16 protein-coding genes are annotated in these 21,602 nt (G+C 72.4%); 13 read left to right on the top strand and 3 right to left on the bottom strand.

What is annotated here, in order from left to right:
• The first annotated feature begins 14 nt into the window (after positions 1-14).
• From VFZ92_RS21090 to VFZ92_RS21050, 9 genes are all read left to right on the top strand, one after another.
• Positions 15-533 carry a tannase/feruloyl esterase family alpha/beta hydrolase gene (locus tag VFZ92_RS21090; RefSeq protein ID WP_330877714.1) on the top strand — a complete coding sequence of 173 codons (519 nt, stop codon included), beginning with the start codon at positions 15-17 and terminating at the stop codon, positions 531-533.
• A 436-nt stretch (positions 534-969) separates the two neighbouring features.
• Positions 970-3,222, top strand: coding sequence for a VWA domain-containing protein (locus VFZ92_RS21085; protein ID WP_330877713.1), 2,253 nt, complete (start codon positions 970-972; stop codon positions 3,220-3,222).
• A gap of 18 nt (positions 3,223-3,240) precedes the next feature.
• Positions 3,241-4,260 carry a DUF4407 domain-containing protein gene (locus VFZ92_RS21080; protein ID WP_330877712.1) on the top strand — a complete coding sequence of 340 codons (1,020 nt, stop codon included), beginning with the start codon at positions 3,241-3,243 and terminating at the stop codon, positions 4,258-4,260.
• A 3-nt stretch (positions 4,261-4,263) separates the two neighbouring features.
• Positions 4,264-5,298: a hypothetical protein gene (locus tag VFZ92_RS21075; protein ID WP_330877711.1), complete on the top strand. Its 1,035-nt coding sequence runs from the start codon at positions 4,264-4,266 to the stop codon at positions 5,296-5,298.
• Positions 5,299-5,341: 43 nt separating this feature from the next.
• Positions 5,342-8,491 (top strand): tubulin-like doman-containing protein, encoded by a 3,150-nt coding sequence (locus VFZ92_RS21070; RefSeq protein WP_330877710.1) that lies wholly within the window; start codon positions 5,342-5,344, stop codon positions 8,489-8,491.
• Complete coding sequence (locus VFZ92_RS21065; protein WP_330877709.1) at positions 8,488-10,695, top strand: hypothetical protein; 2,208 nt, start codon at positions 8,488-8,490, stop codon at positions 10,693-10,695. The genes VFZ92_RS21070 and VFZ92_RS21065 overlap by 4 nt, the downstream gene beginning before the upstream one ends.
• Positions 10,696-11,679: a hypothetical protein gene (locus VFZ92_RS21060; protein ID WP_330877708.1), complete on the top strand. Its 984-nt coding sequence runs from the start codon at positions 10,696-10,698 to the stop codon at positions 11,677-11,679.
• Positions 11,676-12,752, top strand: a complete 1,077-nt coding sequence (locus VFZ92_RS21055) for a hypothetical protein (RefSeq protein WP_330877707.1) — start codon at positions 11,676-11,678, stop codon at positions 12,750-12,752. Before VFZ92_RS21060 ends, VFZ92_RS21055 begins: the two co-directional genes overlap by 4 nt.
• Complete coding sequence (locus tag VFZ92_RS21050; protein ID WP_330877706.1) at positions 12,749-14,536, top strand: hypothetical protein; 1,788 nt, start codon at positions 12,749-12,751, stop codon at positions 14,534-14,536. Before VFZ92_RS21055 ends, VFZ92_RS21050 begins: the two co-directional genes overlap by 4 nt.
• 50 nt (positions 14,537-14,586) lie before the next feature.
• Here VFZ92_RS21050 and katG read toward each other — a convergent pair whose 3' ends face one another.
• From katG to VFZ92_RS21035, 3 genes are all read right to left on the bottom strand, one after another.
• Positions 14,587-16,821, bottom strand: a complete 2,235-nt coding sequence (gene katG, locus VFZ92_RS21045; RefSeq protein WP_330877705.1) for a catalase/peroxidase HPI — start codon at positions 16,819-16,821, stop codon at positions 14,587-14,589.
• Between the two features lie 24 nt (positions 16,822-16,845).
• The gene (locus VFZ92_RS21040; protein ID WP_330877704.1) at positions 16,846-17,274 is read right to left on the bottom strand and encodes a Fur family transcriptional regulator; all 429 of its coding nucleotides are present in this window, start codon (positions 17,272-17,274) and stop codon (positions 16,846-16,848) included.
• A gap of 94 nt (positions 17,275-17,368) precedes the next feature.
• Complete coding sequence (locus VFZ92_RS21035; protein WP_330877703.1) at positions 17,369-18,892, bottom strand: alkaline phosphatase D family protein; 1,524 nt, start codon at positions 18,890-18,892, stop codon at positions 17,369-17,371.
• Positions 18,893-19,022: 130 nt separating this feature from the next.
• Between VFZ92_RS21035 and VFZ92_RS21030 the strand changes: the two genes are divergently transcribed.
• Genes VFZ92_RS21030 through VFZ92_RS21015 form a run of 4 tightly spaced genes read left to right on the top strand, consistent with a single transcriptional unit; the run spans position 19,023 to position 21,598 of the window.
• Positions 19,023-19,472: a YbaB/EbfC family nucleoid-associated protein gene (locus tag VFZ92_RS21030; RefSeq protein WP_330877702.1), complete on the top strand. Its 450-nt coding sequence runs from the start codon at positions 19,023-19,025 to the stop codon at positions 19,470-19,472.
• 10 nt (positions 19,473-19,482) lie between these two features.
• Positions 19,483-19,797 (top strand): hypothetical protein, encoded by a 315-nt coding sequence (locus VFZ92_RS21025; protein WP_330877701.1) that lies wholly within the window; start codon positions 19,483-19,485, stop codon positions 19,795-19,797.
• On the top strand, positions 19,794-20,933 hold the full coding sequence (locus VFZ92_RS21020; protein ID WP_330877700.1) for a hypothetical protein: 1,140 nt from the start codon (positions 19,794-19,796) through the stop codon (positions 20,931-20,933). Before VFZ92_RS21025 ends, VFZ92_RS21020 begins: the two co-directional genes overlap by 4 nt.
• Entirely contained in the window at positions 20,930-21,598 is a 669-nt protein-coding gene (locus VFZ92_RS21015; RefSeq protein WP_330877699.1) for a hypothetical protein, read from the top strand. Before VFZ92_RS21020 ends, VFZ92_RS21015 begins: the two co-directional genes overlap by 4 nt.
• The last annotated feature ends 4 nt before the right edge of the window (positions 21,599-21,602 follow it).

Below are 21,602 nucleotides of genomic sequence, written 5' to 3'. Positions count from 1 at the left end.
GCCGGCTTCCGCTCGTGCGCGTCGTACCGCGGCTCACCGGGGGCCCGTCGTTCGACGCCACGACGCTGGACCAGCGGACCTTCGAGCAGGTCTTCCGCGCGTCGCACCGCGAGTTCGCCGACGTCATCGGGGCGGACGACCCGAACCCGTCGAGGTTCGCGAAGGCGGGCGGCGAGCTGCTGAGCTGGCACGGCCAGACCGACCAGCTCGTGCCGACCCCGGGCACGGTCGACCACCGGCAGCGGGTCGAACGCGCGCTCGGCGGCGCCGGGAGGGTCGACGACTTCTACCGGCTGTTCCTGCTGCCCGGTGTCGACCACTGCGTGCCCGGCGGCGCGGGCCCGTTCCCGACCGACGACCTCGGCGCGCTGGTCGACCGGGTGGAGAAGGGCAGGGCGTCCGCCACGCTCGCCGCCTCGGTGACCGGCGCCGACGGCCGGACCGTCACCCGCGACGTCTGCCGCTGCCCGATGGTGGCCCGCTGCACCGGCCACGGCGACCCGGCGTCGGCCGCGAACTTCCGCTGCTCCTGACCGCTCCGATCCGACGAGGCGACCCGACTCCGGTCGGGCCGCCTCGTCGCGCGATCGTGACCACTCCTCACTTGTCGCTCGATGGGGTGAACAATCCGTTCGCTGATGTCCCGGCCGCGACCGGCGAAGTGGACAATTGCTGGTCAAAATGACGTCGCATTCTGGTCATTTATTGTCCACGGAACTATTCGGCGGCGGTTCGTGTCCTGCCTGTTCTACGTTGGCTGTGAAAGGTGGTCCGCTTTGGTGTAACAGCTGTCGACCACGCGGCGATCTGGAATGTATCCGGCGCTGAGCCGTTGTGGAAAGCACTAGTATGGATTGGTTGATCCGCATGGGATATGGCGGGAACAACACGTTTGGTCGGATGCTGTCGACGGTGGCGCTCGGCATCGGAATCGCGATTTCACCCTCTGCCGCATTTGCCGGGAACGCTGTGCAGGACCAGCAGGCCACGCTGCCCGCGCTCCAGGTCGTCGTGCTCGTCGACCAGTCGGGCAGTCTCGACGACGCCGACGTCACCGCTGAGAAAGAGGCTGCTAGAACGATCGCGGCCAGCGTGTTGGCACCGGGTTCGGTGGTGTCGGTGGTCGGGTTCGGCAGCTCCGAGCGGCCCGGTCAGAGCGCGGTCGACGTCGTGTGCCAGCCGACGAAGCTGGATTCCGCGCAACAGCGCGACCAGCTCGCCAAATGCATTGGTGATCTGCGCAAGCGCAACGACGGTGAAGGCGACGGAACCGACCACGCCACCGCGCTGCAACAGGCCCTCGCATTCGTCGGGGGCGCGGTGCCCGAGAAGAAGGTCGTCTTCCTGCTCACCGACGGCAAGCTCGACGTCTCCGAGAGCCCGGCCTGGGGCGACACACCGGAACGGCGCAATGGCGCGGCTGCCGCGAAAGTGCGGGAAGTGCTGGGTGAACTGGACGGCGTGGGCGCCCAGGTGTGGCCGCTCGGATTCGGCGACGTGGACACGAATGCCCTCAGCGGCTTCGCGAAGGGCGTGAGCTGCACGCCCGCCGCGCCCAATCCGCGGGAACGGGTGGTGCCGGGGGCGGCCGAGTTGAGGACGGCCGTCGTGGAGGCGCTCAGCTCCGCGAGCTGCGTCAAGATCAACCCGCTGGTGAACGAGGTCCTGCCCCCCGGCGGCTCGGTGGAACTCGTGGTCGACATCCCGGCCATCGCGAGCGACGCGTCCATCCTCGTCTTCAAGCGGGACGCGCGGGTGCAGGTCGAGTACCGCGCGCCGGGCGCGAGCGAACCCGCGCCCAGGGCGGGCGGGTCGGACTTCGAGTTCGCCGGGCAGTCGACGGAGACGGAGTCGCTGCGCGTCACCGACCCCGAACCGGGGCGGTGGACGGTCCGGCTGTCCTCGTCGGACATCCCGGCGCAGGAGGTGGCCGCGACCGTCGTCTACCAGGCCGCCGTCAAGGCGAACCTGACCGCCACCCCGCCGCGGCCCGCCGCGGGCGAGGAGGTCGAGGTCGACATGCAGGTGTGGGCGCGCGGCCGGGCCGTCGTCGACCCCGAGATGCTGAAGGGCCTCACGTTCACCACCGCCATGACCGGCGGCTCGGGCTTCCCCGAGCAGAAGGTCACGCTCGCCGACGGCGACGGCGACGGCACGTTCTCCGGGCGGTTCACGGTGCCCGACGACGCGTCCGGCGACCTCACGTTCACCGGGGAGGTCACCGGGATCGGGGTCGGCGGCGACACCAGGGTCCTGTCGACGAAGGTGCTGGAGGACGCGGCCCAGGTGCAGGCGCAGATCCTCTTCGACAGCAACCGCGCGACCGTCGTGCCGGGCGGCACGGTCTCCGGCACCGTGTCGATCACCAACAACTCCGGGAAGCCCGCCCGGCTGAAGCTCGTGATCGACAGCCCGTCGGCCGGGACGACGCTGACCGTCGACCCGGCGACCGTGGAAGCCGCCCCCGGCAAGACCGAGGTCCAGTACGCGCTGCGGTTCGGCGCGGACACCGCGATCGGCCCCAGCGGGGCGGCGCTGCGCCTCGTCGACGACGCGAACACCCCGGTGGCCGAACGCCTGCTGGCCGTCGAGGTCGCGCCGGAACCGGGGCTGCTGGAGAAGTACCTCTGGCTGTGGATCCCGCTCGGGGTGCTGCTGCTGGCCGGGGCGCTGTGGGCGCTGCTGGGGCTGCGGTCCCGCAGCGAGGCGGGCAAGGCGCGGGGGCTGCTGGCGCAGCTGTGGCAGGGCGGGTTCCCCGCGTCGGAGCTGACGCCGCGCGACGCGAACGCCAAGGTGTTCCGGTTCGTCGTGCAGAACGACTTCACCGGCCCCCAGCTCCAGCACGCGGGCGACGGCGACCCGACCGTCTACGAGGTCCGGCGCGTCAGCGGCGGCGTCAGCCTCACCGCGCCGGGCGAGCAGCCGGTGGTGCTGGCGATCGGGGAGCGCCACGACATCGGCGACGACACCGCCGTCGCCTTCGTCGACGAGTTCGGCGCGGTCGGCGTCACCGCGGGCCCGCCGGCCACCCCGTTCGCGACACCGGACCCGTTCGCCACCGGGTCGGCCCCGGCGGGGGACCCGTTCGCGGCCTCGTTCCCGTCGGGGAGCTCCTACTCGTCGGCGGACCCGTTCGACGTCGGCACGTCCGGCGGCACGAGGCACGCGGGTCCCGCGCCGGACGCGGGCACCGCCGTCGACCCGAACAACCCGTTCGCGTGATGAGGGGATGGGGCGATCATGGCAGGCAGGCGGAGACGCGGTCAGCGGCAGGCCAGGGGGCACCACGCCCGGCTCAGGCAGCTGAACCGGTGGGCGCGGCTGCTCTCGTTCGTCTCGACGGCCGTGGTGGGTCTGTCGATCTTCGTCGGGGCGTGGGCGCCGACGTGGGTCTCGGTCGTGGCGACCGTCGCGGTGTTCCTGCTGCTCTGGTCGGTGAACGGCGCCACGGTGACGCGGGTGCTCGGCGAGGTGCGCCCGCCGCGGATCCCGCTGTGGCGCCACGCCCTCGGCCTGTGCGCGGCGTTCTTCGTGGCGTTCTCGGCGGTCTTCTGGGTGTTCGGCGACGAGGTGGAGACGGCTCGCGGGGAGCGGGCCGTCGTGGACTGGGACCGGGAGGCGGGCCTGCTGCGGCACGCCCAGGACCTCGTGAACGAGGTCGTGGAGCGCGAGGTGCCCCCGGTGGACCTGGACCCGGCGGTCCACGCGCTCGGGAAGCGGCTCGCCGACCTGGAGGCCGAACTCGCCAGGGCGACCGACAACGAGCTGTGCGAACTGGACGGCGGGTGCGGGACGCAGGAGCCCGGCAAGGGTGACGCGTACTTCGAGAAGAAGGAGCGCAGGCACCGGGTCGAGCGGGACGTCGACGACCTGAAGCGCGAGATGGGCACGGTCCGCGCCGCCGCCGAGACCCGGTTCGCCGACCTCACCCGTCAGCGGGAGGACGCTCGGACGCGCGCGGGTGAGCTGGCGGGTGCGGTGGCGGCGCTCGGGCCGCGTCCGGACACCCGCACCAGGTTCGGCGCCCTGTCCTCGGTCGAGTCGGGCAAGCGGCTCCCGCTGCTGTGGTTCGGGGTGCTCACGGCCTACTTCGCCGTGGACGTGCTGGCCCTCCAGTGGGTCGCCCGGCGGGTGTGCCGCCCTCCTGGCAGGTGGACCGGCAACTGGAAGGGGCTGATCGGCCGGAAGGCCGTGCGGGCGGAGGACTCCAGGGTCGCGACCCCCGCCGCGGAGTTCCTCAAGCGGGAAGGTGGTGAGTAGCCGATGGCGCGACCGGGTGACCCCGCGGGCAGGACCCTCGGTGAGGCGGCGGAGGCCGTCGACCGGCTGGACGCCCGGATCCGGGACGACTGGAACGCGGTGCCGGACAGGCGCGTGCAGATGGCCTGCGGGGACGTGGGACTGGTCGCCGAGTTCGTCTACCGGTCCCTGGCCGGACCCGAGGTGGACGAGACGATCCGCGACGCGGTGCTGGGGGACCGGACCTACGTCGAGGCCGTCGCGGGCATCCACTCCACCATCGACGACTTCGGCGCGTGCATGGTCGCCATCGACGGCGGTGCCCTGCCGGAGGAGGGGACGAGCGGGCCCGGCGGCCACCTCGTCGACCGGCTGACCGGTCTGGCGGCCGGGCTGAGGCAGGACCTGGAGAAGGCGGTCGACGCCTTCGTCTCGGTGGTCGAGCGGACGACCGACGACCCGGACGCGCGAGCCGGGGCGCTGCTCGTCGCGAAGGACGCGTCGCGCCAGCTCAAGGCGCGCAGGCTCGTGCAGCAGACCGAGCGGGCGCTGGCCAAGCGGCTGCGCGCCGACCGGAAGGCCCTGGGCGACACCAAGATCAAGGAACTCGGCGAGTACTACGCGGAGCACGCGGAGAAGGAGAGCAAGCGGGCGGACCTGCTGCGCAACGTCGTCGCCCTCCTGCTCGTGCTGATCGCCTGCGGCGCCGTCCTGATCAACGTCGGGATGGAGCCCGCCTCGCTGACCGCCGAACTGCTGCGGCTGTCCGCGACCGTCCCGATCGCGCTGCTCGCCGGGTACCTGACGAAGGAGTCGTCCAAGCACCGGCAGTCCGCGAAGTGGGCGCGCGAGCTCGCCATCGAGATGCGCTCGCTGCCCGACTACGCCGACTCGCTCGGCGAGACCGGGGCGGACCTGCGCCGCGCGTTCGGGATGCGGGTGTTCGGCGCGGGTGCCGAACGCCCTGAACAGTCCACTGAGGACGGATTGTTCCACGAGGTCGGCGAATCCGTCCGCCGCCTGCTGGAACTCATCGAGAGCCGGGGGAAGAACCAGTGAGCACGACACATGTCCGGCCTGCGACCGTGAGGACGATGCCGTTATGAGGATCTACCAGCCGATGATGTTCGTCGGACTCGGCGGGACCGGGTGCAAGGTCGGCGCCGAGTTGGAGAAACGCCTGAGGGAGGAGCTGTGCGGGCCGGACGGGACGCGGTTGCTGGGGGACGTCCAGAACCCGAACTTCCTTCCCTACCAGCTCCCGTCGTGCCTCCAGTTCGTGTACGCCGACCTCAGCGCGAACGAGTTGCAGCGGGTCCGGCGGGAGGTGGTGCCCGGCCGCGAGCACGAACAGGCGGCGCAGAAGACCATGCACCAGATCGCCGACCTGGTGCCCGCGCGGCTGTCGAACTCCGCCGACGTGGCCCAGAGCCTGCGCATCAACACCGACGAGGAGACGATCCACTGGTTGCCCTCCAAGGAGAGCGACCCGAGGATCGGTCCGCTGGTGCGCGGCGCGGGCCAGCTGCCCACCGTGGGGCGGGGGGTGCTGTTCGAGACGATCCGGCGCAACCCGGACACCGCGCTGCTCGGGATCAAGAAGGCCATGGAGGACATCAACGAGTCCGCCGGTGACCTGTACGTCGTGAGCGGCAAGCGCACGCAGCGCGTCGACACGGTGATCGTGTTCGTGGTGTTCTCCGTCGCGGGCGGCACCGGCAGCGGCATCTTCTACGACTACCTGCACCTGATCGGCCACCTGATGCAGCGCGGCGGCAAGCAGGCCGAGATCTACCCGCTGGTGCTGATGCCGTCGGCGTTCGACGACGGGCAGGGCGGCGGCCGTCCGGCCGACCTCAACGCGGGCTCCTCGCTGGTCGACCTGTTCCGGCTGATCGACGACCAGAACGCGCAGGGCTCGCCGGACGCGTTGGACCACAAGGGGACGCACGGCGCGGTGTCCGTCCGCTACCCGCGGCTCGACCAGGTGCAGCTCCTGCCGAACACCGTGCAGACGGCGTTCCTGTTCGGCCGTCCGGTGGGCGGGGTGCGGCGCGACGACCTCAACCGGTCGATGGTGTCGCTGATGACGTCGCTGATCGGGGCGGGCCCCACGGAGCAGGACGACCAGGAGGAGGGGGCCAACCGCCCCTACCAGTCCTTCGCGGACGGCTTCATCAACAGCAAGGTCGACCGGCACGCCACCGCGGACACCGGCGTCGGCCGCCGGGGCGTGACCACGAGCGCGGTCGCCGCGCTGACCACGCCGCTGCTGGAGCTGACCGACGTGGTCAGCTCCCACCTGCTCGCCAACGCGGTCAACGAGCTGCTGGTGCCGCCGGGCGCGGCCGAGACCAACAAGGCGCACATCCGGCAGTTCATCAGCGGCGCGGGCCTGGACCGGCTGCTGGAGGCGACGCCCTCCCGGATCCCGCCGCAGGGCAACCCCGTCGGCTACGGGGCGGTCATCGCGGCGCTGACCGAGCGGGCCAACGCGATGGCCGCCGCCATCGACCGGGACAAGGACCGGCTCGGCGGGCCGGTCGCGACGCTGGCGCAGGAGTTCAACCCGTCGGCGGCGGCCTCGCTGCTGCTGCGGGAGATCGACCTGTTCCGCCTGCACCGCACCGTTTTCGGCAACCGCGACCTCGCCGACGCGCTGGACAAGGGCGGGTTCCGCTCGATGCTGGAGACCTGGCGGGTGCCCCCGGCGGCGGCTCCGGGCCTCAACGCCGCCGTGCCCCCGCTGCCGAGCAACCTCCAGAAGAGGTTCATGCAGCGGCTGCGGATCGCCGACGAACCGGTCCAGGCGGTCATGCGGCAGCAGGACGCCTGGTACGCCTGGCAGTCGCGGCGCATCTGGAACGCGGCCTGGAACGACAGCCACCGGCTGTGGGACCGGCCGTGGCAGGCGTTCGTCGAGGAGTTCCGCGCCGTGCACGACGCGTTCGTCACGCACGCCCGCAACGACCCGACGCAGTTCGACCAGCGGTCGAAGGACCTCTACAAGTCGCGCGTCGGCGTGACCTACCTGCTGCCGCCGGAGAACCACGGCCTGGAGGGCTTCTACCAGTCGGTGCTGCTGCGGCTGAAGGAGGACCTGTCCCAGCACCTCAAGGCGAACGCGCGCGAGGGGCACGTGCTGAACCTGCTGCTCGGGCAGGACGGCTGGGCCGAGGCGATGACCGCGGGGCACCAGGACCCGGAGGCCGCGGTCGCCCACGTCCGCCAGCGGATCAAGGAGGCGGTGGCCGAGTGCATCCGCCCCGGCGACCGCGCGCGGCCCGCGCTGGTGCCGCGGATGGAGGACCTGCTGGCGAACGCCGTGCAGCGGCGGGACAACACGGTCACCGAGTCCGACCTGAACAGGTTCCGGCAGAAGCTGGCCGAACTCGTGCCCGGCGGGTTCGCCCCGGACGGGAACGCGGCCCTCAAGGTGCTGTTCACCTACCCCGCCGCGCAGGAGAACGACGACGTGGAGCGGTTCCTGCGGCGCGAGGTCTCGCTGCCCGTGGACATGGTCGGCGAGCCGGAGTTCCGCGCGGTGCAGGCCGACGCCATGATCGTCGTGCTCAACCGCAGCTCGATGGGCGTCACCGAGGTGCCGGAGCTGCGCCGGGTGATCAAACTCTGGGCCGAGGCGCAGCGCGAGCCGCAGCCGCAGGACAGCCTGGCCTGGCGGCGCAGGCTGAGCCAGAACAGCGACTACCTGCTGATGGGCGAGCACGACCGCAGGCACGTGCTGCACCGGCTGCTCTGCGCGGCGTGGGACGGCAAGGTCCTGATCGCGGGCGACCCCGCCAGCCCCGAGCACATCACCGTGGAACTCGGCAGCAGGGAGGCCGTGTCGATGAAGCTGGAGCTGACGCCGATCGGCGCGCTGTCGTCGTGGGCGAGCGTGCTCCAGGCCTACGAGCGCTGGGTGCTCACCGACGACAACCAGACCCGCCGCAGCCTCGCGGCCCGGCTCATGTCGACCGTCCCGGCCCACGCAGACCGGTCGCCGCGACCACCGGCACCGGAGTTCGCCGCGCTCGTGGACCTCTCGGGGTCGGAGCTGCTCAAGGTCAAGGAGGCCGAGCAGAACCGGGTGCTCGGCCAGGACCCGCAGCTCGCCGTCTTCCGCGAGTTCTGGTCGCACACCCTGCCGGACGCGCTGGACCAGCACGTCGGCGCCACGGCGAAGAGCCTGCTGGACCTCAGGGAACAGGTGGACTTCGCCCGCGGTCTCGGTGGTGGGGCGTCGGCATGAGCACGTCGAGGATCGTCCTGGTCGACCTGCGCGACCCGGAGGCCGAGCCACCGGACGCGCTGGAGGGCGGGGTCGTGGTCGTCGACCGCGCCGACGCCCTCCTGGAGCACGCGGAGACCTACCTGGCGCTGCTGGCCGAGAAGATGGTGACGGCGGTGGTGTGCGTCGCGGTCGGCGAGGTGGGCACGGACAACCCGCTGGACGGGGTGGTCCTGGACATCCCACCGGCGCTGCGGCACGCCACCGTCCTGTGGGTCGGTGATCCCCGCGGCGTGGACTGGGCGCCGGAGCGGTCGGCCCCGCGCCGGTCCGAGTCGTCGGAGGACGCGCTGGACAGCCTGGTGGCCGCGCTGCGCGTGCCCGCGCTGTTCGACCGGGTCGTCGCGACGGCCGAGGGCCTGCCCAGCGCGGCGGTCAACCCCGGCGTCCGGCTGGTGTCCAGCGCCGCGGACCCGGTCGAGCTGGCCGAGGCGCGGGCCGCGGCCGTCCGGTCGCTGTGCGCGGCCGAGCACGCGACGCCGCACGACCTCGGCGAGTCGATCCGCCGCTCCTACCTGCCGAGCGGCCGGGACGGCGCCGTGCTGTCCGGGCCGGTGCAGACCTCGCGCACGGAGGCGCTGCGGCGGCTGGACCACGTCGCCGAACTGGCCAGGACGCTCGGGACGGCCAAGGCGCTGCTGTACTCGCCCCGGACGACGGAACGCCTGGGCAGCCAGGTCGTGTGGGCGGGCCAGGCGGTGGAGAACTACCGCCGCGCGGTCGCGGAGCTGCTCACCCGCATGGACGGCCAGCTCCAGGTCGGACGTCCGTCCGTGGAGGACGTCGTCGCGCTCGGCGTGCCACGGCCCCGCGAGGCCGACGGCGACGAGATCGCGGCGGACCTGCGGCAGGCGGTGGAGGCCAGGCTCGACGACGGCGCCGCGCTGTCGCCGCTGGCGCGGGACCTGCGCCTGGTGGCCGCGAACAGCGGTCCGCAGGGGTGCGCGACGGCCGTGGAGGAGGTGCGCAAGCGCGGTCCGCTGAGCCTGGCGATGCCGGAGTTCCGCACCTGGCCGCTCCCGCTGGCGGCACTGCCGGTGGTCTTCCCGGCCTGCGCGCTGGTGGCCCTGCTGTGCGGGCCGGGCTGGCTGGGCTGGGTGGCGGGCTGCCTGCTCGCGGTGGCGTGGTTCGGGTCCGGCTGGCTGCTGCTGGCCCGTCGACCCGGCCCGGAGGCCGAACGCGGTCTGGAGGACGCGCTCGTCCCGTCGGTGGCCACCTACGGTGTCTCCGGGGTGCTGGGAGCGGTGGCCGGAGCCGGTGCGGGAGAGCTGTTCGCGGTCCGGGTGGCCCGGTTCCTGGTGGACGTCCCGCGGTGGGCGCTCCCCGGTTCGGCGGTGCTCGTGGCCGTGCTCAGCGCCGTGGTCGTGGTGGTGAGCTGGCGGTCGGCGGTGCGGGAGTGGCGCGACGAGCTGGGGGTGGCGCGACTGCGGGCGACGGTCGGCGACCTGACGCAGATCGCCGAGGACGTGACCGCGCGCGAGTGGCTGCCGATGCTGCGCAGGCGGGTGCTCGCGGCGGCGGCGGCCGAGGTCGCGGCGGGCCTCGGGGAGATCGCCACGACGCTCGGCGGCTCGGGTGACGCCCTGTTCGTCGCGCCGGAGCCGTCGCCCGGAGGCCAGACCCGGATGGTGCGGCCGGTTCCGCAGGAGCTGTACGCCGTCGTCCGCGGCGACCTGGTCGACGTCTGCCGCACCGCGCTGGAGATCGCCTGGCCCGCCGCGGCGGCCGACGTGACCACACCGCAGGGCGTGTACACCCAGCGCCTGGAGCGGCTGCTCGACGAGTACGGCGCGGACGTCCGGCGCAACGGCCTGATGACCGCCACGCGGTTCGGCACCGCGCGCGGGCCCCGCGACGCGCTGATGGCCCGCGTCTGGGCCGAGTCGCCCGCGGCGCTGGCCGCGCTGCGCGCCGACGGGGCCGACGACATGACGCAGCTGTGCCGCAGCGGCCAGCTCGGCTACCTCAGCACCGGCGCCACGTCGGGGCTGGTCCGGGTCGCGCCCGCACGGCTGCGGCAGGTGCTCGAACGCGACGGCGCGCACGCGGCGCTCGTCGCGGACCCCGGCGTCGCCTGGAGCGAGGGCGGGGAGTTCGTCGGTGCCGTGCGGCTGCTGCCGCTGCGGCCCGAGTCGGTGCGTCAGGTGTCGGGTGGTGTGCGGTAGATGGCGGAACTGGTGCGCTGCCGGTACGTGACCGGTGTGCTGGCCGAGATCGAGGTCGAGGAGCTGAACGAGTTCGTCACGCCGGGAGCCGCGCTGGAGCAGCGGCTGGTCAAGGTGAACGGACGGCTGTACCTGCGCAAGTACGTCTCGCGCGCGGCGGGCAGGCGCAACCCGAGGCTGTACGACCTGCTGCGCAACGAGATCCGCGCGGGCGCGCGGCTCGGCCAGGTCTTCCCCGACCGGTACCCGGCCGAGCTGCCGCGGCTCGTGGCGTACAACATCGACGCCGAGGAGCCGTTCGCGCTGCTGCGCGAGTACGCGGGATCGCCCGCCGCCGAGCACGTCGCGCGGTTCGACGACGTCCAGCGCAGGCGGTTCGAGAGCGGGCTGCTCCGCGCGCTGCACCTGACCGCGCAGGCGGGCGTCGTGCACGGCGCGGTGAGCATGGACTCGGTGCGCTGGGACGACGGCACCGTGCACCTCGTCGACTTCGAGTCGTCCGAACGCGTCGGTGAACCGCGGCGCGCCTGCCGGTCGGCGGTCCGCTCGCCGGAGCAGACCGCGGGCACCGGTGTCGTGGACGAGCGCGACGACCTGTGGGGCGCGGCTCTGCTGATCAGGCGGCTGCACATCGGCGACGCGCGGCAGGAGCGCGGCCGGGACCCGCAGCGGCTGCGGGAACTCCTCGATCCCGTCTTCGACAACCCGGTGGACCGGCGACCGCTCGTCGCGGACCTGCTCGGCCGCCTGCACACCGACGCCCACCTGCCGCCGCACGTCGACCCGGAGGCCCAGCTCGCGGCGGGCCGCGCGCTGTTCGACCGCGCCTGCGCCCGCAAGCGCGCACCGGCGGCCCCTCCCACCCGCGAGCCGGTCCGGAGCCCGGTCGTGCCTGCCGACGGGCACGGGAAGCGGGTCTTCCACTACGTCGCCGCGGCGGTCCTGCTGTGCGCGCTGATCATCGGAGCGGTGGTGCTGATATGAGTGCTCCCCCCCAGGGACGGCCTCCCAGGGTGATGCGCTGCCCCGTCTGCGCCGACGAGTTCGTCTGGCCCGACGACCCCTACATCTCGCTCCACGACGAGCGCAACGACCGCTTCGAGCTGGTCGACGTCTCGTCGCTGTCCCCGACCAAGCGGGACAACCTGGTGCGCAAGGGGTACCGGCAGTGCCCGAACCCGGCGGGCGACACACCGGAGCACTACCTGCCCGCCACCTACGCCGACCACGGCGACCCGCTGGTGATCGGGCTCGTGGGCGCGCCGATCTCGGGCAAGACGCACCTGCTGACCGCCATGATCCGGCAGGCGTACCTCAACGGGCTCGCGACGCACGGCGTCACCGTCACCGCGCTGGACGTCCGCAGGCACAAGGCGTTCCGCGAGTACTTCATCCTGCCGTTCGAGCGGGGCGACCTGCTCGCGGGCACCGGCAACGGCATCGTCGAGGCCGCCGACATCCTGCTGGTGCGCGGGCCGGGCGGCCAGCGCCCGGTGACGTTCTTCGACGTCGCGGGGGAGGACCTGGAGAGCACCGACCCGAGGGCCAACAGGTTCCTGATGGCCACGAACGCCGTGATCTTCGTCCACGCCTCGGAGGACCCGCTGGAGACCGGGAGGTCGTCCGGGCGGAGCGAGAACGCGTCGTTCGAGCAGGCCGTCGCGCAGTTGCCGGGGGACCGGCTGCCCGCGGTGATCGCGGTGACCAAGGCCGACCGGCTGAGGTACGTGCCGCCCGCCGAGCGCTGGCTGCACCGGGGGGACGAGACCGAGCTGAAGGCCGACCGCGTGCGCGCCGAGTCCAGGGACGTCTACGCCTACCTGCACCAGGCCGGGGCACTGGCCTCGCTGCGCCCGTTCGACGAGTTCGCCCGGTGCACGCTGCACTTCGTCTCGGCGAGCGGCGGCGACGCCGTCCCCGTCGACGCGGCGGACCCCGGCAAGAAGCACTTCCCGCACGGGTTCCACCCGACCAGGGTGCTCGAACCGCTGGTGTCGATCCTCGCCATGACCGGGATCATCACCGGACCCGAAGCCGACAGGGTGGGCAGACCATGACCGAGCCGAAACCGGACGAGGAGGTCCACCAGGCCTTCTTCGGGGTGTCCGAAATGGACAGCGGACACCACATGATCACCTGCTCGCTCTACGAGAACGACATGAAGAAGTGGCGGGCGCGGCTCCAGGAGCACACCCGGCTCGAACCGGTGCAGGGCGGGAAGCTGCCCGCGAGCGCCCTGTCGTACCTCCGGTTCGACGACGGGTCGGCCGCGGTCGTGCGCCGGGTCGAACGCGGGTTCTCCCAGGGGCGCGGGAACGCGCACGTGCTGATCGGATCGGCGTCGGTGCTGGACGTGTCGCTCTCCCTCGCCCTGGCCCAGTGGGGCGGGTGGAGGGACGAGGCGCCACCGGGCAGGCCCGCACCGATCAGGGCGCGCGCCCTCGCCGCGGTGGCGGCCGCGTCGCGGTGGTCGCCGACGTCCGTGCGGCACCTGGAGGACCAGCTCGCCGTGGTCCTCTCCCGCCTGCTCGACGCCCCCGGCGAGCCGTTGAGCATCATCGGCTGCCCGGACGAGGACCGGCTGGCGGTGGTGTGGGGCCTCCGCGAGGCCGCCGACGAACACCTGAGGCGGACGGGGTGCGGGCGGACGTGGTCGTACTCGACCTACGCGAACCGCCACGACCTCGGTGTCCGCGACCTGCCGGAGATCGTGTTCCTGCCGGAGATCCCGAACGGGGGGGTCGCGCGCCGCACGGTCGTCGACCTCCGCGGCCGTCCGGAGGACAGCAGGTCGAGGCCGCTCGCCTGCGACCTGCTCGACGCCCTGCTGCGGGGAGCCTCGGCACCTCCGCCGACCGTCGACGTCGTGGCCGGACGTCAACCCCGGCGGGGTGACAGCGCGCCCCCGCACCAGGCGGTGCGGGTGGACGACTCGCGGAGCGGACACCGGATGCCGAACCTCGGCAAGCAGTGGGACGCGCGGCTGCGCGACGTCTCGTCCATCGACGAGCTGCGGAAGGCGTTGCGGGCGCTGGGGAACCAGGGGCGCGAGTTCCGGTCCATGGTCCGCAAGGACGTCGACGTGCGGGTGGTGGACGACGTCGCCGACCGGGTCGAGGCCGCCACCGGGGACGGCCTGCGGGACCTGGCGCACGCGTTGTACGGGCTGGAGCTGGAGGACCTCCGCGACGACGAGGACGCGCGCGAGCACGCGCGGAAGCTCATCCGGAGGGGCAGGTCCGGGCAGTTCGCCCGCGTCCTCGGGCTGGCCGCGTCGAGCGTCGAGCGCCAGGACATCGCCGTCGTGGCGCTCGAACGGTGGGACGCGGGCTACCCCAGGCCGAGGCGGCTCAAGCCGCAGCGCGCCAGGAGGCCGCTGGGAGCGGTGGCGGTGAACAGGCCGCTGCTGGCCGTGGCCTTCGCGGTGGTGCTCGCGGTGCTGGTCGCGGTGTTCGCGCTCGGCTACGCGACGGGCAGGCCCGAGGCGGCCACGCCGGTCCCGGACGTGAGCGACGTCGTGCCCACCTCGGAGCCGCAGCCCTCGACGTCGGCGCGGCCCGCCGGACGGGCCGTCCGGGTGACCGCGGTGGACACCGGCCGCGTGCTCTACGCGTTCGCCAGGCTCGGCGAGCAGTTCTACCCGCAGCAGCCGTGCGTGCGGGAGGAGGACGGCACCGGTGCGCTGTGGAGCTGTGCGCCCACCGGTACCCAGCCCGAGAAGTCGGAGCTGGTGGCGATCGAGGTGCCGTCGGCGGACGTGCCCAGGCTGGACGGCTTCGCCGAGGGCAAGCGGAAGATCACCCCGGAGAACGGCTGGGGGACGCCCGTGGTCGTGCCCTGAGCACACGTCCGGGCCCGCCGCCGCGGCGACGGGCCCGGACGCGCTCGGGATCAGACCAGGTCGAAGCGGTCGAGGTTCATGACCTTCGTCCAGGCCGCCACGAAGTCGCGGACGAACTTCTCCTTCGAGTCGTCGCTCGCGTAGACCTCGGCGACGGCGCGGAGCTCGGAGTTCGAGCCGAACACGAGGTCGGCGCGGCTACCGGTCCACCGGACCTCGCCGGTGGTGCGGTCGCGGCCCTCGAAGGTCTCCGCGTCCTCCGACGTCGCCTTCCACTCGACGTCCATGTCGAGCAGGTTGGCGAAGAAGTCGTTGGTCAGCGACCCCGGCGTCGTGGTGAGGACACCCAGCTGGGACTGCTGGTGGTTCGCGTTCAGGACGCGCAGGCCACCGATGAGGACCGTCAGCTCGGGCGCGGTCAGCGTGAGCAGGTTCGCGCGGTCGATGAGCAGGTACTCCGACGGGAGCCGGTGGCCCTTGCCGCGGTAGTTGCGGAACCCGTCGACGGTCGGCTCCAGGGGCGCGAACGACTCGGCGTCGGTCTGCTCCTGCGTGGCGTCGGTGCGGCCGGGCGTGAAGGGCACCTGGACCTCGTGGCCCGCGATCTTCGCCGCCCGCTCCACGGCGGCGGTGCCGCCGAGCACGATGAGGTCGGCCAGCGAGACCTTCTTGCCACCGGTCTGGGCGCTGTTGAACGACTCCTGGACGCTCTCCAGGGTGCGCAGCACCTGGGCGAGCGCGTCGGGCTCGTTGACCTCCCAGTTCCGCTGCGGCTCCAGGCGGATGCGGGCGCCGTTCGCGCCGCCGCGCTTGTCGCTGCCGCGGAACGTCGAGGCCGACGCCCACGCGGTCGAGACGAGCTGCGAGGTCGTCAGGCCGGAGTCGAGGATCTTCGCCTTGAGGGCGGCGATGTCGTCCGCGTCGACGAGCTGGTGGTCCACGGCCGGAACCGGGTCCTGCCAGATGAGCGTCTCCTGCGGGACCAGCGGGCCGAGGTAGCGCTGGATCGGGCCCATGTCGCGGTGCGTCAGCTTGAACCAGGCCCTGGCGAACGCGTCCGCGAACTGGTCGGGGTTCTGGTGGAAGCGGCGCGAGATCTGCTCGTAGACCGGGTCGACCCGCAGCGCGAGGTCGGTCGTCAGCATCGTCGGCGGCCTGTTCAGCGAGCCGTCCTCGGGGTCGGGGATCGTGTTCGCCCCGGCACCGTCCTTCGCCACCCACTGGTGGGCACCCGCGGGGCTCTTGGACAGCTCCCACTCGTAGCCGAACAGGTTGTCGAAGAAGCCGTTGCCCCACCGGGTCGGCGTCGCGGTCCAGGTGACCTCCAGACCGCTGGTGATGGCGTCCCGGCCCTTGCCGCTGCCGAACGTGTTCTTCCAGCCCAGGCCCTGCTCCTCGATGGAGGCGCCCTCGGGCTCGGGGCCCACGTACTGGTCCGGGTCGGCCGCGCCGTGCGTCTTGCCGAACGTGTGGCCGCCCGCGATCAGCGCGACGGTCTCCTCGTCGTTCATCGCCATGCGCCCGAAGGTCTCGCGGATGTCGCGGGCCGAGGCCAGCGGGTCCGGGTTCGCGTTGGGGCCCTCGGGGTTGACGTAGATGAGTCCCATCTGGACCGCGGCCAGCGGGCGCTCCAGCTCCCGGTCACCGGTGTAGCGCTCGTCGCCGAGCCAGGTGCGCTCCGGGCCCCAGTACACGTCCTCGTCGGGCTCCCACACGTCCGCGCGGCCACCGGCGAAGCCGAAGGTCTTGAAGCCCATCGTCTCCAGGGCGCGGTTGCCCGTGAAGATCATCAGGTCGGCCCACGAGATCGTGCGGCCGTACTTCTTCTTCACCGGCCACAGCAGCCTGCGCGCCTTGTCCAGGTTGCCGTTGTCCGGCCAGCTGTTCAGCGGCGCGAAGCGCTGCATGCCCGCACCGGCGCCACCGCGCCCGTCCTCGACGCGGTAGGTGCCCGCGCTGTGCCACGCCATCCGGATCATGAACGGCCCGTAGTGGCCGAAGTCGGCGGGCCACCACTCCTTCGACGACGTCAGCACCTCGTCGACGTCGCGCGCCAGGGCGTCGAGGTCGAGCGTGGCGAACGCGGCGGCGTAGTCGAAGTCCCCACCCATGGGGTCGGACGCGGCCGAGTGCTTGCGGAGGATGGACAGGTTGAGCTGGTTGGGCCACCAGCTCCGGTTGCTCCCACCCTCGGTGGGGTGGTTGAGACGACCCACGGAGACCGGGCACCCACCCGCGCTCTCCTCGTTCATCTCTCCAACGACGGCGTCAGGACTGTCAGACACGGGAATCTCCAAGATCAAAAGTAACTATCCGGCAGTGGTGGTGCACACGGGGCACAGGCCCCAGTAGACGACCTCGGCCTCCTCGACCAGGAAGCCGTGGTCGTCGGAAGCGGTCAGGCAGGGAGCCTCGCCGACCGCGCAGTCGACGTCGGCGATGGCACCGCACGACCGGCACACGACGTGGTGGTGGTTGTCCCCGACCCGCGCCTCGTAACGCGCCACGGAGCCCTGCGGCTCGATCCGCCGCACCAGCCCCGCAGTGGTCAAGGCTCGCAAAACGTCGTAAACAGCCTGGTGGGACACCCCGCCGAGTCCTTCACGAACGATACCGATGATCGTTTCCGTGTCGGCGTGCGGGTGCGAGTGCACAGCCGACAACACCGCGACCCGAGGCCGGGTGACGCGCAGGGAGACCCCTCGCAGCGCGCGTTCGAGGTCGGATGGCGGTGGCACGCCAGCAGTGTGCACTGCTTTCTGGAATCAATCAAGAATGACCACTCACGGCGACTCGCGCCACCACGAGGGTGCCACGGGGAGAAGGCCGACCTCACACCCGGTTCAACCCGGCCCGCCCGTCCTCGATGAGGAACGACCCCTTGGTGCTGACCCCGGCCCCCGGGGAGGACACGAAACCCACCCCCCGAAAATCCACCCGAAACCCGTCCACCCCAACCCGCCCGACCACGTACCCCCGCCGGTTGTTGAAGAACTTCACGTGGGGGTTCTCCGCCAGCCACTCCGGCGTCTCCGGGTAGTCCTCGGACCCGTCCCCGCCCGACGTGATCGAACTGCCGGCGATCTCGGTCGCCACCGTCCGAGACCCAGGATCATCCCACCGCTCCTTGACGTCCACCCCCCAGGAGGCGTGGACGTCCCCCGTCAGCACCACCGCGTTCCGCACGGCCGAGAACCCGGCCACCACCCGGTCCCGATCAGCCGCGTACCCGTCCCAGGCGTCCAGGTTCGTCTCCCGCACCGGCCCGCTCGCGTGGTCGTACTGCGAGAAGAACACCTGCTGCCCCACCACGTCCCACCGCGCCGAGGACCCCCGGAACCCGTCCAACAGCCAGGCCTCCTGCTCGGCCCCCAGCATCGACCGGCCCACGTCCAACCGCTCGTCGCACGGCTTGATCCCGTCCCCGCAGGCCTGGTCGTCCCGGTACTGCCGGGTGTCGAGCATGTGGAACGTCGCCAACCGCCCCCACACCACCCGCCGGTACAGCCGCAGGTCCGCCCCGCGGGGCGCCGTCCGGATCGGCATGTTCTCGTAGTACGCCTGAGAAGCCGCCCGCCGCCGAGCCGGGAAGTCCGGCTGCGGCTTCTCCGGCTTGGAGTGCACCTCCCCGGCCCAGTTGTCGTCGACCTCGTGGTCGTCCCACACGACCGACCACGGCGCGACCGCGTGCGCGGCCTGGAGGTCCGCGTCCGACTTGTACTGCGCGTAGCGCTGCCGGTAGTTGGCCAGCGTCACCGTCCGCGGCCCCTCCACCCCCCGGACGTTGCCGTTGGGCGCCACGTGCACCCCGGACTCGTACTCGTACTGGTAGTCGCCCAGGTGCAGCACCAGGTCCGGCTCGTCCTCGGCCAGCCGCCGGTAGGCGGTGAAGTACCCGTGCTCGTACTGCGCGCAGGACGCGAACGCCATGGTCAGCGGTGTGGTCAACGTCCCCGGTGCCGGCGTGGTCCTGGTCCGCCCGGTCCGGGACAGGTGACCGTCGGCGGCGAAGCGGTAGAAGTACTCCCGACCGGCCTCCAGCCCGCCGACGTCCACGTGGACGCTGTGCCCCAGCTCCGGCCTGGCCCACTCGACCCCGCGCCGCACGACCCGGCGGAACCGCTCGTCGTGCGCCAGCTCCCACGCGACCTCCACCGGCCGCGACGGCATCCCGCCCAGACCGTTCTCGGCCAGCGGCACGGGGGCCAGGCGGGTCCACAGGAGCACGCTGTCGTGCGTCGGGTCGCCCGAGGCGACGCCCAGCGTGAACGGGTCCACCAGGCGCGCCGACCCGGCGCCGAACGCGGTCAGGGCCAGTCCGCCTGCCAGCAGGGTGCGCCGCGTCACGGGGGTCATGCACTCAATACGGCTCAACCGGCTCGGCGGTTCGGTCGGGGCGGTGTGAACTGAACCGCCACGGGCGACCGCGGCCTCGTTGTACGGTGTGCGACCACCGAACAGCGTCGATCTTCTTGGGGTGAGTTGCGTGGTCGACCGGCAGGAGCGGTTGCAGGGCATGATGAAGTCCTTCCAGGAGCAGGCGGCCAAGGCCGCCGAGCTCCAGCAGGTCATGAAGGACCTGCGGGGGACCGGGAGGAACCGGGACGGATCGGTCACCGTGACCACCGCCCCGTCGGGCGCGGTGCTGGGGCTCCAGCTGCTGCCCGGCGCGATGGACCGGTCGCACGTGGCGTTGCAGCAGGAGATCCTCGACGCGATCCGGACGGCCACGCAGAACGCCGCGCAGCAGCTCGACGCGGCCGTCTCGCCGATCCTGGGCGACCGGCTCGCGGAGTTCAAGCAGGGCATGGCCGCGTCCGGGGTGGAGCCGATGATGCCGTCGGCCGCCCCCGCCGCGCCCGCGCCGTCGCAGGGGAACCGTCCGCCGAGGACGGACGTCGGAGACGAGGAACCACCGAACTCGTTCTTGCGCTAGGGGGATGTGCGTGACTTTCCAGGTGATGCCGGAGGCGTTGACGGCCTTCGCGAGGGGCAGCGACAGCCTGGCCGAGAAGTTCGGCGCGCTCGCGGGCCTGCTGGAGCAGGCCAGGGTGGACGACCAGTGCTTCGGGCCCATCGGTGACGCGGTAGGCCTGAGCAGCGGGTACTTCTCCAGCCTCGACGAGTGCCGCACGCTCGCCGAGGACGCGAAGGACTTCCTCAAGCAGACCGGCGAGCAGCTCGACGCCAGCTTCGAGGTCTACCGCGGGATCGACGTCGGCGTGTCGCAGGCGTTCGGCCGGATCGGCGGGACGCGGTGAGCGCCCCCGGCACGTTCGCCGACCTCAACGGCGGCGACCAGAAGAACTGGTTCGAGCAGGCCGCGGGCCGCGGCAGCTCCGGCGTCGGCGCGTTGCAGGACCTCGCCGACGCCACGAGCGCGCCGCAGATGACCGCGGCGGCGGTCTCGGGCCGGATGGAGCTGCTCCAGACGCTCGCCAGCCCCGGACAGGCCCTGATGGACAACGGGCTCGGCTTCCTGGTGTCGATCGTGATGAGCCCGCTGATCGAACTCGCGGAGTGGGCGATCGGCGACCCCGAGCAGATGCGCGCGACCGGTCAGGGCTGGGAGGAGGTCGCCCAGTGGCTCGACGGGGTCGCGGAGTCCGAGGCCAAGCGCGGAGAGGCCACGGCCGGGCTGTGGGTCGGCGCGGCGGGTGACGCGTTCCGCAACCAGGTCAGCGAGTTCAGCGGCGGCGTGTCCGCGCTGGCCGAGGACGTCCGGGGCCTGAAGCAGACCCTCGACATGATCGCCGAGCTGTTCGACGTGTTCGTCGAGTTCGTGATCCAGATCCTCACCGAGCTGATCATCGGCCTGATCGTGCAGTGGCTCGCGGCGCTGGCCGCGTCGTGGATCACGGCGGGCGGCTCGGTCGCCGCGGCGGGCGCGACGACGACGGTGCAGGTCGGCAGCACGGGCATGCGGATCACCATGCGGGTGAGCAAGCTCCAGATGGAGCTGTTCAAGCTGGTGCAGAAGCTGGAGAAGCTGCTGGAGCGCGTCGTCCGAGGCCCGCTGCGCCAGGTCATCCAGCGGATGAACACCCTGCGCGGCGGCAACATGGCGCAGCAGTTCGCGGGCAGGCAGCTCGGCGCGAACCCGCTGGTCAACATCGTGACCAGGGCGGACGGCACCACGCTCGCCTCGACCACCGCGAACCGGTTCATGCAGGGCGTGACGGGGGAGGGCGCGCTCGCGGGCAACATCGCCCAGACCGTCCTGACCGGCGCGCTCGGCGGGCAGACCAGGGTCGGTGGCGCGGTCTTCAGCGCGGGCGTCGACACCGCCGTGGACGGCGGGATCAAGTTCGGTGCGCAGGCGGCGGACCACGCCGCGCGCAACGCACCGTCCGAAGAGGAGCGCCGAGCGGCGCAGGATCGCGGGTTCGACTGGTGACGCCCAAGCTCGACGGTGTCCTCGCGCTGCGGACGTCCTGGTGCCGACCGGACGAGGACGTGCTGCTGTGCGCGCCGAGCAGCCGCGCGGGCATCGGCTTCGACGTCGCGGGCCTGGACTGGTGGGGGCGTCCGGAACGCGGACTCGGCGGCAGGGCGCTGAGGGCACTGGGAACGGCGACCGCGGCGGTGGCGGCGGGCGGTCCCCGCGACCAGGGGCAGTCACCGCCGTCGCTCGTCGTGTTCGGCTCCGCGCCTGCGTTCGCGGACCTCCCCGACACCGCGGCGCTGTGGTGCGTGCTGACCCCGAGGCGGCTGGGCTGGGTGCGCACCGTCGAGGAGCCGGTCGAACCCGAGGCGGAGGTTTCGTTCCTCGCCCAGGTGAGGGGTTTCGCCAAGAACGCGCGGGACTCGTTGGCGGGCAAGAGCCCGTACCCGGCGCACCGTCCGATCGAGACGGTCGACGTCGCGCCGGTCGCGGAGGTGCCGCGCGGGATGATCGCGTCGGTCACGACCGCGGAGCGCACCCTCCCGTACGACTGCGCGACGCGGACCGTGCACGTCCTGCGCGTCGCCCTGGCCGACGGGTCGGGTGTGGAGTTCGTCGGCGGGCCCGCACCGGAGCACGCGCGGCGGTTGCTCGACATGGCCACCGGGCAGAGGTGAGGGG

The sequence above is a fragment of the Umezawaea sp. genome, assembly GCF_036375055.1.
Classification (GTDB): Bacteria; Actinomycetota; Actinomycetes; order Mycobacteriales; family Pseudonocardiaceae; genus Umezawaea.
The sequence above is the reverse complement of the archived record's forward strand: the minus strand, read 5'-3'. Positions and strand labels throughout refer to the sequence as shown.